Here is a 15,135-nt window from a genome sequence, read left to right as displayed (position 1 = left end):
CTTTTAATCACTGTCTGCTGACCGAGCAGGATGCCTGTTCCACAAATTAAATTTTATTGTGGGCGGTTGCTCAGGGGCGGGTTCACCAAAATTGTTTGCAATTCGCGATCGATCTACTAAACCCGCCCCCACAGGATTGCACTATTAAAAAGAGAATGAAGTTCTCAGTACACCAACTGAGATCGGGTCGCTATCGGGAGTGTGACCGGGTTGAAAAATCAAGATCAATCCAGGGGTGACGCTGATATTATCATTCACCTGCCAGCGGTAGAATACCTCTACATGAGTAGTCGTTCCGGGTTGCCCGCCCGATCGCCCTAAGCCCGTATCTAAAAAATCAGGAACGTTATTGCCTGTAGGTAAATTGCTGCTGACAATTTTAGGCGGTTGCCCGATATAAATTCCTCCTAAACTTCCTGATTTAAACAAATCGGGAAAATTTACAAAAACCATATAATTTGTAGTTGCTACCGTACCAGATTTACCCGGAATGCGAGAATTAGTATAACCAGCCCAACCTCCCAGAGAAACTCGCGATGAAATGCGCCAATTTAAACTGGCTCCCACTGCATTTGTTTCCAGAGGTTCGGACTTATTTGTGCTAGGATTGATAGCAGTTAATTGGCCATCACCAGCCAAATTAATCAGATTACCGTTCGGCGAATAATCGTTAACATAATAGACAGTAACATCAACAGGAGCGACTGGTGTCAGAGTTAGTTGTACCCCCAATGTATTGTGTCCTTTAGACCCGTTAGAACTAACAAAGAATCCGGGAATGTTAGTAGAATAAACTGCTTGCAAACTGGCTCGATTCGCAAATTGCCAGTCAATGCCGATGCCGCCTAAACCCAAACCAGTGTTCAAAATAGGGTTTCTTTGGGCGAAGGCAGAAAGGGGGCCGGAAGCTGCACTTTCGGCGCGATTCGGCCCTCGAAAACCGGTAACCATGTTAACTCCTGCTGTCCCTGCAAACACTGCCAATTTGTCACCGACCAGAAAGCGGTAGTTGAGGTCGCTGATAGTTAATCCAGGAGTTTCGCCTAAATTATAAGCAACGTTTACGTCTTCGGTTAATTGTGGTGAATTGCTTCCGTTCTGGTTGTAAAAACCGATTAATAAGTTACTGCGGGGACTAAATTGAGTGGTTAAATATAATTGAGTAAAGTTGATCGAGTTGACATTTGTACCGGGGTCTTTGGTATCCCTTTTGCCGTCTCTGGGAGCGCGATCTGCACGGTTGGGAGTGCGCCCTTGTATTCCAAAAACCGTGAATCCTGATAGCTTAGTTGTTGTTGAAAATTGATTGGCTTCTAGTTCGGTAGCTCGCGCTTCTAGGAGATCGGTTCGACCTCGCAGTGTGGCAATTTCTGCTGCAAATTCTTCTTGCAATTTTTGCACTTTTATCAAGTCATTTCGGTTGACTTGGTTTTGGGTTTGTTTGGCGATCGACTCGCGTATTTTATCTAAACAAGCATTGACTCCGGCTGCAAATTCATAGCGGGTGAGGGCGCGGTTTCCGCGATAGGTTCCGTCGGGGTATCCAGCTATGCAGCCGTATCTTTCTACTAAGGATTTCAGTGCTTGAAATGCCCAGTCTGTGGGCTGTACGTCGCTGAGTTGGGAAACTGATGTAACTTGTTCTATTGAGTTTTCAGTAGGGTAAATTAATGGGGGATTTGCTAATTTATTTTCTTCAATTAACGGAGGTATTTCTGCGGGCTGCGTTTCGCTGGCTTCGGATATGTGAGTTTCTATCTCACTCGCCATAGGTAGGGGCGGCTCCGATATGGGGTTGATCGGTGAAGTTTCATCTACATTGTGAGAATTTTCGACTGATTGTCGATCGGGATTACGATCGAAATTATCCGGTAGATTATTTGTCGGTGCGGGTAATTGATACCATTCAGTAACTGGATCTTCGGAATTTGCACTATTTGCTGTTGTTTCAGGATCGGTCGTTTCTGCTAAGGCTGAAATGCTGAATAATGCCTGCAATCCGAATCCTACTATTAAGCTGCTAAGGATTTTCCAAATTTGTCGATCGCACTTGTGATTTTTCATTTTATTATACTTTGTTAAGATTTGTCCAAAAAAGTGAGAAAAAAGGCGATTTACTACGGGATAGCTACCCTTCACGCACTATTCTAGATGAAGGGCGATCGTAAATTCCGTTCCTCCTCCCAAAACCGACGAACAAGTCAAACTGCCGCCCTCGGTTTCTTCCACTATGTGACGGCTGATTGACAATCCGGTTCCCGTTCCTTTCCCAACTGATTTGGTAGTGAATGAAGAGTCAACAATCTGCGATATTATTTCCTCAGACATTCCTGTGCCATTGTCTTTGATTTTAATCAAAATATCTCGCTCTCGCTCACAGAATTAAGTAGTAATAGTAATGATGTTGGGTGCGGATGTAATCGCTGCAAAAATACACCGTTGCTTAGCTTGTGATAAAGCATCGAGCGCCTTTTCCATTACCATTCATCAACACCTGATTCAGTTATAATAGCATTTAAGCAAACTAATCTAGCCATAATTTTTGATAAGTTGAATAGCCGGACGGTTATTATTGATCTTCAAACGGTGCTGCAAAATCATCAAAGTGCTATCAATTCCTTCCCGGATATCGGCTAACATTTGATACTCGCTGTCTGCACGGTAAACAGTGCGAGCGAGTTATCGGTTAACATAGTTCGCAGGGAAACACGATTTTTTTAGCGATCGCCAACTTCTTAACTTCAGTATCATTACGGTTGACCAAGCAAAAATATTAAGAGTCTTTAACTTATTTAACCCGTTAATACTATAATATTATCACCGCAAATCTGTAGCTGCCAATAGCTGCGCGATCGATCCACACTCCCGAGACTTAAAAGCTATGTGCCAATTACTGGGAATGAACTGCAATGTTCCGACAGATATTTGCTTTTCTTTTGAGGGTTTTTCTGCAAGAGGTGGCAGAACAGACGTTCATCAAGACGGTTGGGGAATTGCTTTCTTTGAAGGTTTGGGATGCCGCCTTTTTATAGACTCTAAACCTGCGATTGCTTCTCCGGTTGCTGAAGTAGTGCGTCGCTATCCCATTCATTCAACTAACGTCATTGCTCACATCCGCAAAGCTACCCAAGGCGAAATTGCTCTGGAAAACTGCCACCCTTTTATTCGGGAACTTTGGGGGCGTTATTGGGTGTTCGCTCACAACGGAAATCTAGAAAATTTTCATCCAGAAAGTGCCGGATTTTACATACCTGTCGGCAAGACTGACAGCGAAAAAGCTTTTTGTTTGATATTAGAAAGGTTGCGAGAAAGTTTCCCTCAAAATAAGCCTGATTTGACGGAAATTTACGCGGTATTGAATAAAATTACTAAAACTTTGGCCGAGTACGGAATTTTTAATTATTTACTTTCCGATGGAGAACATTTGTTTGTGCATTGTTCTACAAATCTGCATTATATTGTGCGACAAGCACCTTTTGCTAGCGCTCACTCGATCGACGAAGATGTCACAGTCGATTTCCGGGAACTGACAAAGGAAGACGATCGCGTGGCTGTTATTGCCACTTTTCCGCTGACTGATAACGAAGTTTGGACGCAAATTCACCCGGGAGAATTGCTGGTATTTCAGGATGGTTGCCCGGTAAATTTTTAACCGCTGAAGTTAAGTTAAATGACCGCTACGAAGCGGCTGCAAAATCTGTGTATTGTCGCATTCCCGGCTCGTGAAATGCCAACACAATATCTTGCTTGGGAACCCCTGCACGCACCAAATCCGTTGCAATCCCATCTTCTGTCCAATCTTCCTAGATCCAGAATTTGCGATCGCGAATCCGAACGTAAACAGTCAATCGATTTTAGATTTTAGATTTTAAATTTTAGATTGAAGAATAGGAGAATAAATGACCGTTTTGCTCGTCTACAATCAAGAATGTTTCGATGTCTGGTTATCGATTTTAGATTTTAGATTTTAAATTTTAGATTGAAGAATAGGAGAATAAATGACCGTTTTGCTCGTCTACAATCAAGAATGTTTCGATGTCTGGTTATCGATTTTAAATTTTAAATTTCAGATTTTAGATTGAAGAATAGGAGAATAAATGACCGTTTTGCTCGTCTACAATCAAGAATGTCTCGATGTCTGGTTGAGGATGGCGGTACAATTATAGATACTCGGTTAAAATATGCTCTATTACTTTGGATACTCAGTTAGTTTATCCATTGCACTATTTTCTCTGCTATCGATCGACCTTTTTTCCCATCGCACTGCGCGAATTGCGATCGCATCAAATCCCTGATTCAGTAAAAGCTAGGTTCAAATCATCAATCAACCCCAATTGTTGGGCCCACTCTATTAAGTAATCCCGATCCAAATTCTCAGATTGGACTTTCAGAATTCCCAAAACATCATTCCATTGTTTTTGAGACTTAGACTGTTGCCGCCAGAGCAGTTTTGCCAACACAATATCTTCAGGAGAAGCAACCCAAAATTGTTCTACACCAGCTTCGTCAAGCGCTTCTAATCGTCGTCTTGCCATTTTTGAGCGGTCGAATTCAGTATTAGAATTTAGCACAATATCAGCGTTCAATACTAAAGTCATGTGAGTGACGCTTAACACCATCCCTCTACCCTCTTGAATATCTTGTACCGAACCCGGAGGGCAGTAAAAACCAGCCGTTTCTAGTGCTTCAACTAATTGAAAAATATTGTCCCGGAGCAATTCAATTACTAAATCTAAATCGCGTGTTGTTCTCGGGTCGCCATAGACAGAAGCGGCAACGCCTCCTGTAATATAATAAGAGATACCTAATGTTTCAAAAATTCGGTGCAACAGTCTAGCAATTTCGCTGGGGTCTTGCGTCCACATAGAGGGATCACTGGTGGGGGTTAAAATTGGCAACCACTTGCTACCTAATATCGATCGAGCAAATCGCTCTTTGTAGGTTGAGGGACAAGCTTTTTTCATCCCGCGCAAGCTAACAGTTTTTGCCCAACGATTTAATTTTGCCCCCATTTGCCACCGTTGGGAATTGGTGAGTTGCCGCAGTAGGTAAAAATCAATTGCATCAGCTTCAGGAGTTTTATCATTCGACTGGGGACGGTATCCAGGTTTGATGGATATTTTCGGTATGGATTGAATCATTTTGCTTGTTGATTTCCCTAATTCTATACATGATATCAGTTAACAAGTCTAACTGTAGGTCTGTCTGCACGGGTTGGCGATCGCAAATAACTTCCAGGTAGCGTCGCAACTGGTACAATGTTTCCCAACAAATTGAAAAACTCAACGCTATAACCTGTTTCTAGTCCTTCAACGTGATGCTGTTCTACAACCGTACCGATATCGCCGACATCAAGTCCTTCTTCAGAAAGGTTGCACAGCAAGATGACATCAGAATAAACTTGATAGTTCATATTGTCCTCTATTTAACTTGTTAATCGGGAATCAACAGAATCAGTTCAAAATGACTGCTAGATAGTGAGCAATAACTTTGATATTTTCTCTTCTTTTAGAGCTGACTCAAGCACTGGATATGACTGTTTAGTTAATAACACCACAATTTGAGAGTGGGAGTTTTTGCTGTTTTTTAACTCTACAAACTCATTTAACCCTTGAACCCCATATTCAATGATTTTTCTATTAGCACTATAATCATCGCGGTGCATATCTGGTTCCAGAGGATGTATGATTCCCAAGGGTCTGTTAGACTCAACCGAAGCTTTCACCGTGAAACGTGAGCCTCCGTTAAGAGAACTTTGGATAAGAATCAAACCTGCTCCAAGCCCTGCTTGAATGCGACAAGATTTCACAACTGAAAAAGTATCTTGCTTCTTCAAAGGAGGAATTTCAGAGACAACAAGTCCACCATTTGTCAAGATGCGTTCAATATTAATTTCCGACTGCTTTGGCAAAGATCGGAAAGAGGGTTTAGCTAATCCACTGCCTACCACTCCGATTACCTCTGCAAAGCAATTGTTGTCCCGATCTAGAATTGAAAAAGTGTCTATGCCATCAGCTAAACCATTACAGATGACCCAACCTCTTGATGAAAAATATTTACCAACTCGTTCGGCAATTATTTTGCCATTTTCATTTGGCTTCCTTGTCCCAATGAGAGTAACTACATCTTTATCTAGTAAAGATAGGTTTCCCCTAAAAAAAAGTATCGGTGGAGGATCTTTTAAACCCAAAAGCTTCTTAGGATAGTTTGCATCTACAACAGAAGTGAAACCAATTTCATGAGCTTCACATTCAGCTAGTATATCCTCAGCTTGAGAAATAGCTTTTTCGATTTCTAAAGCTGAATACTTTTTTCCCACCAATGCTAGAAGTTTAGTAAGGCTAGCATTAGCATTTTCACTTGACAAATAATGGTAACTATTTTGTATAGTTACCAGACTTTTCTTGACAAATACAGCCCCGACTCCCTTGAGAAGAGAGAATGCGAGAATAATCAAGCTTAGTTCCAAATTTAGTTTCATCCTATGTTCTCCGTGTATCCACATCCATCGCCACCATATCTAGGCAAAACGCAGGAATAAAACTTACTACCATTTTGCCTATTTATCTTTACTTGTAGTTGTTTATTCAGGCCATTTACTAAACACTTAGGACAGAGTTTACTACTGTTCACAGGTGTTATTAGATGAAACAAAGCAATAAATAGAATATTCTTTGCTCCTCTAGCACGTAGGTTCTCTGCCAGAGCATCTGCTGTAGCTCCAGTAGTGTACTGATCATCAATTATTATGACATTTTTGCCATTGACATTCACTCCCTCCTGCAAGATAAGGTTACTACGCACGAACCTCCGCCGATCGCCTGCTGAAGGTTGTCTGCGAGTTGAAGAATCTACCCCCTCATTCCACTCAAATATACTGAGGCAGTTCAACCAGGCTGTCCTCTGTCCAACAAGTTCAACAATGAGGTCAAACAATTCCCCCATTTTATTCGCTGGTTGCGTTGTCTGCTTGTCCGGCACATAGGTAAATATATCCCATAAAAAGGATCTTTGCTCTAGGATACGGTCTACATAAGTTATGACAGAATCCCGAAGTGTAAATAATAACTCTCTGCTTCTATCCGCCCGATTGAACTCGAAGTATTTCTCCGTAGTATGGTATTTATCGCACTCACCCTGAGACTGCCTAGCCAAAATTCTGTGAGCAGTCCAGCCTCTATCTGGCAGAAAGCCATCACGACGCGGTTTCCTTGCTAAGTAACTTACCGTACCCGTGTAACGAGCTTCCAAGCACAGCAAATTCTGCCAAGGATACCTCAGAATATTTAGGATCTCATCATAACTCTCAGCGTAGTATGTAGAACCGCTCTTAATGTTTTTAACATAATCACCAATCCCGTCTCTAATCTCTAAATTTGTTGCTTCATAGAATACAGTTAAGACTGTTGGTACTCGTAGTCCTCGACCCAGTTCAATATCTAACCAAGAGTCACCAAGCACGTAACAATTGCTATCTGAAATTTCTATGTTTTGCGAACGCAAAAAATTAAGAGTCTTTAAGGTATTAGGTTTATCTGCAAGCGACAGTGCAGAAACATTACCAAAATACTCTTTGACAATTGTATTGACATATTTGGGATGCGAATCAGAGACAATAATACACTGAAATCCCAGACCTGTTGCTTCGGAGATAAATTCTCTAGCACCCTCAAAGATTTCAATCCGTGATAAATCTGTTTGCTGCTGCCCATCTTTCATGGGTTTCAATGCGATATCTGCGGTATTTGTTAAAGTTCCATCCAAGTCTATTAACAAAATTTTACGCTCGGCTAATACCCTGTTGTTCGTGGGAATTCTAATCATGGAATTCTCAAAGTTGCTCGTACTACTACCAGTGAGTGTATTGCACTAAACCTATCAAAACCGAATACGCGGTATAGGTAGTGTGAGTCTAACAAGGGGCTTCAACCCCTTGTTAGACTTCATTTTAAACCCTAGCTGCCGCCAATCCGAGCGACATCGCGAGCGTTTTCTTCAAACGCAGCCGTCAGCGCATCATCACCGCTTAAACCCGATGCGATCGCCCTTTCAATAGCCTGCAACACCCGCTTGTAATCCCTCGGCATCACCTTCACAAACACCGGCACCATCTCATCCCACGCAGCCAGAACCTTCGATGCCTTCGCACTTCCAGTCAAATCAAAATGAGTCTGAATTAACTGCCGCAAATCAGCAATCTCCTCAACATCCTCCAATTTTTCCAAATCCACCATCGACATATTGCAGCGAGTAGCAAAATCCCCCGCTTCATCCAAAATGTAAGCAACACCGCCACTCATACCCGCTGCAAAATTGCGCCCGGTTTCACCCAAAACTACAACTTTGCCGCCAGTCATGTACTCGCAACCGTGATCGCCCACACCCTCAACTACTGCATTCACGCCGGAGTTACGCACCCCAAAACGTTCGCCCGCCATCCCTCGGATGAAAACCTCACCAGCAGTCGCGCCGTAAAGCACTACGTTACCGACAATCACGTTTTCTTCCGCGACAAAGGTAGAAGCTGGCGACGGATACAGGATAATCTTGCCGCCGCTGAGCCCTTTGCCCAAATAGTCGTTAGCTTCGCCTTCGAGTTCCAGGGTGACTCCCTTGGGCACGAATGCGCCAAAGCTTTGCCCAGCGCTGCCTTGGAAGTGCAGGTGCACCGTGCCATCCGGCAAACCTTCCCAGTTGCGTTTGGTGATTTCGTTGCCGAGAATTGTGCCGACAACGCGGTTGACATTGGTAATCGGCAGTTTGGCGTGTACCTTTTCGCCGTTTTCGATCGCACCTTTGCACAAATCCAACAACACTGTCATGTCGATCGACTTTTCTAAACCGTGATCCTGCGCCATCTGACAGTAGCGCCCGACATCCGCCCCAACCTCCGGCTGATAAAGGATTTTGGAGAAGTCCAAACCCTTAGCCTTCCAGTGTTCCACAGCTTGCTGAGGTTCCAAAACATCAGTGCGGCCAACCATTTCATTCAGCGTGCGGAAGCCCAACTGCGCCATAATTTCCCGGACTTCCTGCGCGATGAAAGTCATAAAGTTTACCGTGTGATCGGGGTCGCCGGTAAAGTTTTTCCGCAGCAGCGGGTCTTGCGTCGCCACGCCCACCGGGCAAGTGTTTTGGTGGCACACGCGCATCATGATGCAGCCCAATGTTACCAGCGGCGCGGTCGCAAAACCGAATTCCTCCGCACCAAGCAAGGCAGCAATTACTACATCGCGGCCGGTTTTCATTTGACCGTCAGTTTCCACGACAATCCGGCTGCGGAGATTGTTGAGTACCAAAGTCTGGTGAGTTTCCGCCAGTCCCAATTCCCAAGGTAATCCCGCGTGTTTGATCGAAGTTTGCGGCGAAGCGCCGGTTCCGCCGTCGTAGCCGGAAATCAACACGACATCGGCGTGGGCTTTCGCAACCCCGGCCGCGATCGTCCCGACTCCAACTTCCGACACCAGTTTCACGCTAATCCGCGCTTCCCGGTTGGAATTTTTCAAGTCGTGAATCAATTCGGCCAAATCTTCGATCGAATAAATGTCGTGGTGAGGAGGAGGCGAAATCAAACCCACACCCGGAGTCGAGTTCCGCACCTTGGCAATCCACGGGTATACTTTTTTACCCGGCAACTGTCCGCCTTCACCGGGTTTCGCGCCTTGCGCCATCTTGATTTGCAGTTCCCGCGCTTGGGAAAGGTACAAGCTGGTAACGCCGAAACGCCCGGAAGCAACTTGTTTGATCGCGCTGTTTTTCGAGTCGCCGCGATCGTTCGTCCAAGTGTAGCGTTCCGAGTCTTCCCCGCCTTCACCGGTGTTCGATTTGCCACCAATGCGGTTCATCGCGATCGCCAGAGATTCGTGGGCTTCTTTAGAAATCGAACCGTAACTCATCGCCCCAGTTTTAAAGCGTTTGAGAATAGATTCGATCGGCTCAACTTCCTCAATCGGTATCGATTCCCGCTGCTTGAATTGCAACAAACCGCGCAAGGTAAAATGCTGCTGGTTTTGTTCGTTAACCAGCCCAGAATACTGTTTGAAAAGCGTATAACTGCCCTCACGCACCGACTTTTGCAGCGCGTGAATTGTCTGCGGGCTAAACAAATGCGCCTCGCCTTCTTTCCGCCACTGATATTCGCCGCCGACATCGAGAGTATGTCCGCTGGATGGGCGGTCTGGGAAAGCGTGGGTATGGCGCAAAATTGCTTCTTGGGCGAGGACTTCGAGGTCTACGCCTTCAATCCGGGAGGCTGTCCAAGCAAAGTATTTATCGACTACGGATTTGTTTAAGCCGATCGCCTCAAAAATCTGCGCGCCGCGATAGCTTTGAATTGTGGAAATCCCAATTTTCGAGGCAACTTTCGTCACACCTTTAGTTGCCGCTTTGACGTAGTTTTTGCAAGCTGTTTTGTACTCGACATTTAGCAGCAATCCTTCGCGGATCGAATCGGCGATCGTCTCGAAGGCCAAATACGGATTGATCGCGCCGCAGCCGTAGCCGATTAAAGTCGCAAAGTGATGAACTTCCCTCGGTTCGCCGGATTCGAGCACGAGTCCCGCCCGCGTGCGCGTACCTTTACGGATCAAGTGGTGGTGCAGGCCCGCAACTGCCAGCAGCGCCGGAATTGGGGCTTTGTCTGGACTGATCCCCCGATCGCTCAAAATGATGATATTCACCCCGGAGGCGATCGCGCTGTCTGCTGCTGCAAAAACCTCTTCTAACGCTTGTTCTAGACCTTTCACGCCGCTTTTGGGATCGAACAAAATCGGCAGTGTAATCGACCGGAAATTGCCCTCATTTACGTGTTTGAGCTTAGCTAATTCTTCATTGCTGAGAATTGGCGTTTTCAGTTCAATCAAATGGCAGCTTTCCGGTTCTGGTTTGAGCAAATTGCGTTCAGCGCCGATCGTAGTTTCGGCAGAAGTTACAATTTCTTCGCGGATAGAATCAATTGGCGGATTGGTAACTTGAGCAAACAACTGCTGGAAGTATTCGTAAAGCAGTTTTGGGCGGTTGGAAAGCACCGCCAGCGGCGTATCCGCACCCATCGCACCGACAGCTTCCACGCCATCTTTTGCCATCGGCGCTAACAGCAACCGCAGTTCTTCAAAGGTGTAGCCGAAAGCCATTTGGCGCTGGATCAATGTTTCGGGGTGGGATTCTGGCAATGCCGGCGCATCTTTCAGTTTGGCGATTTCGACCATGTGCTGGTCGATCCACTGGCGGTACGGGTGTTCGGAGGCGATTTGATGTTTGATTTCTTCGTCAGAAACGATGCGGCCTTCTGCTGTATTTACCAGGAACATCCGCCCCGGTTGCAAGCGGCCTTTTGAGACAATTCGTTCTGGGGCGATCGGCAAAACTCCGGCTTCCGATGCCATAATTACCAAGTCGTCTTTGGTAACGCAGTAGCGGGAAGGGCGCAAACCGTTGCGATCGAGCACTGCCCCGATCGAAGTACCGTCAGTAAAGGCGATCGAAGCTGGGCCGTCCCAAGGTTCCATCAAGCAGGAATGGTATTCGTAGAAAGCCTTTTTCTCGTCACTCATCGACTCGTGGGCCGTCCAAGGTTCGGGAATCATCATCATTACGGCGTGCGGCAAAGAACGCCCGGCCAAATTCAGCAATTCCAAAGCATTGTCAAAAATCGTCGAGTCGCTGCCTTCGATATTGATTAAATTGGGGATTTTCTTTAAGTCATCGCCGAATAGTTCCGACTCGAACAGCGATTGCCGCGCGTGCATCCAGTTAATGTTGCCGCGCATCGTGTTGATTTCGCCGTTGTGGGCGATGTAGCGGTAAGGGTGCGATCGTTCCCAACTCGGAAAAGTATTCGTGCTGAAGCGCGAGTGAACCAGGGCTAGAGCGCTTTCCATGTCGGGGTCGTGCAGTTCGGGATAGTAATCGCCGACTTGCACCGGCATTAACATACCCTTGTAGACGATCGTCCGGCACGAGAGAGTGGAATTGTACCAGTAGGGGTCTGTGTTAGTCCTGCGGATGGCGTTGTGAGCCCGCTTGCGGATGACGTACAGTTTCCGCTCGAAAGCCGCCTCGTCAATACCGGAGGCCCGCCGGAGGAACACTTGCTGCATGAAGGGTTCGCTAGATTTGGCGGTGTCGCCGAGGGACGAGTTGTCGGTGGGAACATCGCGCCAGCCGAGCACTTCCTGGCCTTCTTCTGCCGCGATTTCCTCAAAAATGCGCTGACCGTTTTCCCGTTCAGTTCGATTTGGCGACGAGTAAATCGCGCCAACGCCGTACTCGCCGGCTTCGGGAAGTTCGATGTTTAGGGCTGCGGTTACTTTCTTCAGAAACTTGTGGGGCACTTGCATCAAAATGCCCGCCCCGTCTCCGGTGTTGGGTTCGCAGCCGCACGCGCCCCGGTGGTCGAGGTTCAAGAGGATTGTCAGTGCCTGCTCGACAATTTCGTGGGATTTGTTACCCTTCATGTGTACGATGAACCCGACTCCGCAAGCGTCGTGCTCGAACTGCGGATCGTATAAGCCTTGTTTTTGTGGCAGTTCGTTGCTGTTCATTTTGATGTTTTCCTAAAAGTGACGAAAAAATTGCGATCGACAGAGTACCAAGCTTTTTATTGTACCTAATCTGTATTTTCTAATCATGTCTGCTTGTAAGTTTTAAGCTTAAGAAAATTGTTATATCTCAGCAGCCATGATTCATTAGCCATTAGCGATTAGTCATTAGTCAGAAGAAAAATTCTCTCCCCCTCTCCCTCTCTCTCCCCCTCTCCCCCTCTCCCCCTCTCTCCCTCTCCCCCTCTCTCTCTCCCTCTCCCCCTCTCCCTCCCCCTCTCCCTCTCCCTCTCCCTCTCTCCCGTGTCCCCCTCTCTTCCCGTCTCCCACTCCCCCTCTCTCCTTTCCCCGTTAAGCTTCTTTAAAGCACAAGCCTTTGAGAATGAAGATTTGATGTAGATTTGGGCGATCGCACATACCAGGTAACAACCGCTGTGATGATTTTGCTATGGTGGTCAAGATGGGTCGATCGAGCAGAGCAGACAAAAGTGCAAAACTCTACAGTCCGCTAAGCGGTTCGCGCGATCGGACTTCGGTTTTAAGGATAAATTAGCTAATATCACAATCCAACGTCGTTTACCAAAGGATTCAGCAAGCAATCCTCAAGGAGTGAAAATCATGGTACAGATTCAAGAAATTTCTCAAGTATCTACTCTGCACGCACCTGCTGCACCCAACGGAATAGCCGCTACAGAATTGCGGCCTTGGGGTTCATTTACAACTTTAGAAGAAGGCCCAGGATATAAAATTAAGCGGATCGAAGTTAAGTCCGGACACCGCCTCAGCCTGCAAATGCACCACCACCGCAGCGAACACTGGATCGTGGTTTCTGGTACTGCAAAAGTTACTTGCGGCGAAACGGAACAAGTTCTGTTTACAAATCAGTCTACCTACGTTCCTCAGTGCATTTCTCACCGCCTGGAAAATCCGGGAGTTATCCCCCTGGTTTTAATTGAAGTGCAGAATGGCGAATATCTCGGAGAAGATGATATTGTACGCTTTCAAGATGATTATGCCCGTACAGAAAAGGCTAAGTAACTCAAGTTGCTAAAGATATAGCGGTAAGGTGCGCGGCCCGGCGCACCCTACATTTTCCGGGTAAGGTGCACGCCTAGGCACACTCTACATTTTCAAAACTCAACATTACTTCCAAATTACCAATTACCAATTACCAATTACCCATAATGATTCATCTGAGCAAAACAGCAGCGATAGAAGTAACGCGCCTCAAGTCGAAGTATCCGAACCCCAATGCTTTATTTCGTCTGGGCGTGGAATCGAGCGGCTGCTCCGGTTTGTCTTATACAATGGCATTTGACGATGCGCCAGCCCCAGAAGACGCTGTATGCGAGTCCGAGGGAATTGAAGTTGCGATCGACCCCCAGCACTTAAAATATCTCAATGAGCTCACTTTGGATTATTCAGAAGACTTGATGGGCGGAGGTTTCCGATTTCACAATCCCAATGCCGCCCAAAGCTGTAGCTGCGGCAACTCCTTTTCGGCTAAGAAATAATCAATATGATGACACTCAAAGACTTAGAAAAAGTCCAAAAAACCTTCAAAGAAGCCGGTCAAGACTACCAAGTTGAACTAGAAAGCGGAAAGATTATCATAGTGGGGCCGTCAGATATTGTATCTAGTGAAATTGGCATTCGCTTGAGTGCCTTTCTTTTCGTTTGGGTAAATCCCCGCCGTTTGGGTCGAGTTTTTGACTCTGCAGGCGGCTTTATTTTACCTGATGCTAACCTCACAGCACCTGATGTTTCTTTTGTCCGAGCCGCACGTCTCAGGCAAAGTCCCCGTTATTTTGGAGAATTAGTCCCAGACTTGGTAGTAGAAATTAAATCACAGAGCGATCGCATTAAACCGCTAGAAAAAAAGATTAAGAATTTTATAGAACTCGGAGCGCAAGTAGGAATTTTGATCGATCCGGATGAAGAAACTGTTACAGTTTATCGTCAGGAAGGTGAACCGATTGTGTTGGGAAATGAAGATATTTTGACAGTAGCCGAACTTTTTCCTGGTTGGGAATTGCCCATTGCTGAACTGTGGCCACCAATTTTTACTGAAGCAGAAACTCAAGCATAATATTGCGCTTTAATAGAAAAAATAGCTGGTTTTACTGTAAGTTTCGGCGAATAGAATTCGCTTCTTGTCAAACAAAGTCCGCCTGCGCGGACTGAATAAAAAGTGCGGGACAAAATACGCCTTTGCTAATAGTTAACGTTCCTCTGGGATTGCAGTACGGACTGAATCCCGGAAATATAGTAAATACCATCGACTGCTGGATTGCAAGTGCGATCGGGCAATAGTTTGATACTTGCAGGTGGCGATGTGAGATTGGACAGCAGAAAAATCCTGCGTAAAAAAGCTTTCAGTTGTGACCACCATAAAATGCTTTACTCACATCAAATCGGGCAGCTACTTTCCGAATAGATGTATCACGTTGTTCATAAACTTTAACTATTTTTTCACTCGTCTCAATCGAATAAGGTTTCATTTTTTTGCCCTGATATGCTAACTGTAGTTTAGACTAAATAAAGATGAGAACGGTGGCTTTCAGAAGAACTAGAGCCACCGCGCCGGGAGAGAATA

The 15,135-nt window shown here is 45.8% G+C and carries 12 protein-coding genes and 1 pseudogene; 4 read left to right on the top strand and 9 right to left on the bottom strand.

Going from position 1 to position 15,135, the window contains the following annotated elements:
- Positions 1–144: 144 nt before the first annotated feature.
- Both QUA78_RS24215 and QUA78_RS24210 read right to left on the bottom strand, forming a co-directional pair.
- Complete coding sequence (locus QUA78_RS24215) at positions 145–2,064, bottom strand: iron uptake porin (protein WP_333303496.1); 1,920 nt, start codon at positions 2,062–2,064, stop codon at positions 145–147.
- A gap of 78 nt (positions 2,065–2,142) precedes the next feature.
- Entirely contained in the window at positions 2,143–2,358 is a 216-nt protein-coding gene (locus tag QUA78_RS24210; RefSeq protein ID WP_333303497.1) for an ATP-binding protein, read from the bottom strand.
- Positions 2,359–2,881: 523 nt separating this feature from the next.
- On the opposite strand from QUA78_RS24210, the gene QUA78_RS24205 reads away from it, so the two are divergent.
- A complete protein-coding gene (locus QUA78_RS24205) occupies positions 2,882–3,652 on the top strand; it encodes a class II glutamine amidotransferase (RefSeq protein WP_333303498.1) in 771 nt (256 codons plus the stop codon).
- A gap of 25 nt (positions 3,653–3,677) precedes the next feature.
- On the opposite strand, the pseudogene QUA78_RS24200 reads toward QUA78_RS24205, so the two are convergent.
- From QUA78_RS24200 to gltB, 6 genes and pseudogenes are all read right to left on the bottom strand, one after another.
- A pseudogene (locus tag QUA78_RS24200) lies at positions 3,678–3,791 on the bottom strand (element excision factor XisI family protein); the annotation flags it as partial.
- Between the two features lie 492 nt (positions 3,792–4,283).
- Positions 4,284–5,141, bottom strand: coding sequence for a hypothetical protein (locus tag QUA78_RS24195; protein ID WP_333303499.1), 858 nt, complete (start codon positions 5,139–5,141; stop codon positions 4,284–4,286).
- Positions 5,142–5,176: 35 nt separating this feature from the next.
- Positions 5,177–5,413, bottom strand: a complete 237-nt coding sequence (locus QUA78_RS24190; protein WP_333303500.1) for a DUF4926 domain-containing protein — start codon at positions 5,411–5,413, stop codon at positions 5,177–5,179.
- Between the two features lie 57 nt (positions 5,414–5,470).
- The gene (locus tag QUA78_RS24185; protein ID WP_333303501.1) at positions 5,471–6,481 is read right to left on the bottom strand and encodes a DNA-processing protein DprA; all 1,011 of its coding nucleotides are present in this window, start codon (positions 6,479–6,481) and stop codon (positions 5,471–5,473) included.
- Complete coding sequence (locus QUA78_RS24180) at positions 6,478–7,824, bottom strand: hypothetical protein (protein WP_333303502.1); 1,347 nt, start codon at positions 7,822–7,824, stop codon at positions 6,478–6,480. Before QUA78_RS24180 ends, QUA78_RS24185 begins: the two co-directional genes overlap by 4 nt.
- A gap of 131 nt (positions 7,825–7,955) precedes the next feature.
- The gene (gene gltB / locus QUA78_RS24175) at positions 7,956–12,542 is read right to left on the bottom strand and encodes a glutamate synthase large subunit (protein ID WP_333399060.1); all 4,587 of its coding nucleotides are present in this window, start codon (positions 12,540–12,542) and stop codon (positions 7,956–7,958) included.
- Between the two features lie 615 nt (positions 12,543–13,157).
- Here gltB and QUA78_RS24170 point away from each other — a divergent pair.
- The 3 genes from QUA78_RS24170 to QUA78_RS24160 all read left to right on the top strand — a co-directional run bounded on the left by QUA78_RS24170 (position 13,158) and on the right by QUA78_RS24160 (position 14,628).
- Positions 13,158–13,577: a phosphomannose isomerase type II C-terminal cupin domain gene (locus QUA78_RS24170; RefSeq protein ID WP_333055108.1), complete on the top strand. Its 420-nt coding sequence runs from the start codon at positions 13,158–13,160 to the stop codon at positions 13,575–13,577.
- A gap of 146 nt (positions 13,578–13,723) precedes the next feature.
- Complete coding sequence (locus tag QUA78_RS24165) at positions 13,724–14,053, top strand: iron-sulfur cluster assembly accessory protein (protein ID WP_333306899.1); 330 nt, start codon at positions 13,724–13,726, stop codon at positions 14,051–14,053.
- Between the two features lie 8 nt (positions 14,054–14,061).
- On the top strand, positions 14,062–14,628 hold the full coding sequence (locus QUA78_RS24160) for a Uma2 family endonuclease (RefSeq protein ID WP_333306903.1): 567 nt from the start codon (positions 14,062–14,064) through the stop codon (positions 14,626–14,628).
- A 132-nt stretch (positions 14,629–14,760) separates the two neighbouring features.
- Here the strand turns inward: QUA78_RS24160 and QUA78_RS24155 are convergent, their stop codons facing one another.
- Complete coding sequence (locus tag QUA78_RS24155; RefSeq protein WP_333306898.1) at positions 14,761–14,931, bottom strand: hypothetical protein; 171 nt, start codon at positions 14,929–14,931, stop codon at positions 14,761–14,763.
- Positions 14,932–15,135 lie beyond the last annotated feature (204 nt).

Source organism: Microcoleus sp. K4-B3, from assembly GCF_036704615.1.
Classification (GTDB): domain Bacteria; phylum Cyanobacteriota; class Cyanobacteriia; order Cyanobacteriales; family Microcoleaceae; genus Microcoleus.
This window is presented reverse-complemented; position numbering and strand designations above follow the sequence as displayed.

Coding starts and splice junctions, on each gene's coding strand:
- QUA78_RS24215 (WP_333303496.1), bottom strand. CDS start 2,064: ATGAAAAATCACAAGTGCGATCGACAAATTTGGAAAATCCTTAGCAGC.
- QUA78_RS24205 (WP_333303498.1), top strand. CDS start 2,882: ATGTGCCAATTACTGGGAATGAACTGCAATGTTCCGACAGATATTTGC.
- QUA78_RS24195 (WP_333303499.1), bottom strand. CDS start 5,141: ATGATTCAATCCATACCGAAAATATCCATCAAACCTGGATACCGTCCC.
- QUA78_RS24190 (WP_333303500.1), bottom strand. CDS start 5,413: ATGAACTATCAAGTTTATTCTGATGTCATCTTGCTGTGCAACCTTTCT.
- QUA78_RS24185 (WP_333303501.1), bottom strand. CDS start 6,481: ATGAAACTAAATTTGGAACTAAGCTTGATTATTCTCGCATTCTCTCTT.
- QUA78_RS24180 (WP_333303502.1), bottom strand. CDS start 7,824: ATGATTAGAATTCCCACGAACAACAGGGTATTAGCCGAGCGTAAAATT.
- gltB (WP_333399060.1), bottom strand. CDS start 12,542: ATGAACAGCAACGAACTGCCACAAAAACAAGGCTTATACGATCCGCAG.
- QUA78_RS24170 (WP_333055108.1), top strand. CDS start 13,158: ATGGTACAGATTCAAGAAATTTCTCAAGTATCTACTCTGCACGCACCT.
- QUA78_RS24165 (WP_333306899.1), top strand. CDS start 13,724: ATGATTCATCTGAGCAAAACAGCAGCGATAGAAGTAACGCGCCTCAAG.
- QUA78_RS24160 (WP_333306903.1), top strand. CDS start 14,062: ATGACACTCAAAGACTTAGAAAAAGTCCAAAAAACCTTCAAAGAAGCC.
- QUA78_RS24155 (WP_333306898.1), bottom strand. CDS start 14,931: ATGGTGGTCACAACTGAAAGCTTTTTTACGCAGGATTTTTCTGCTGTC.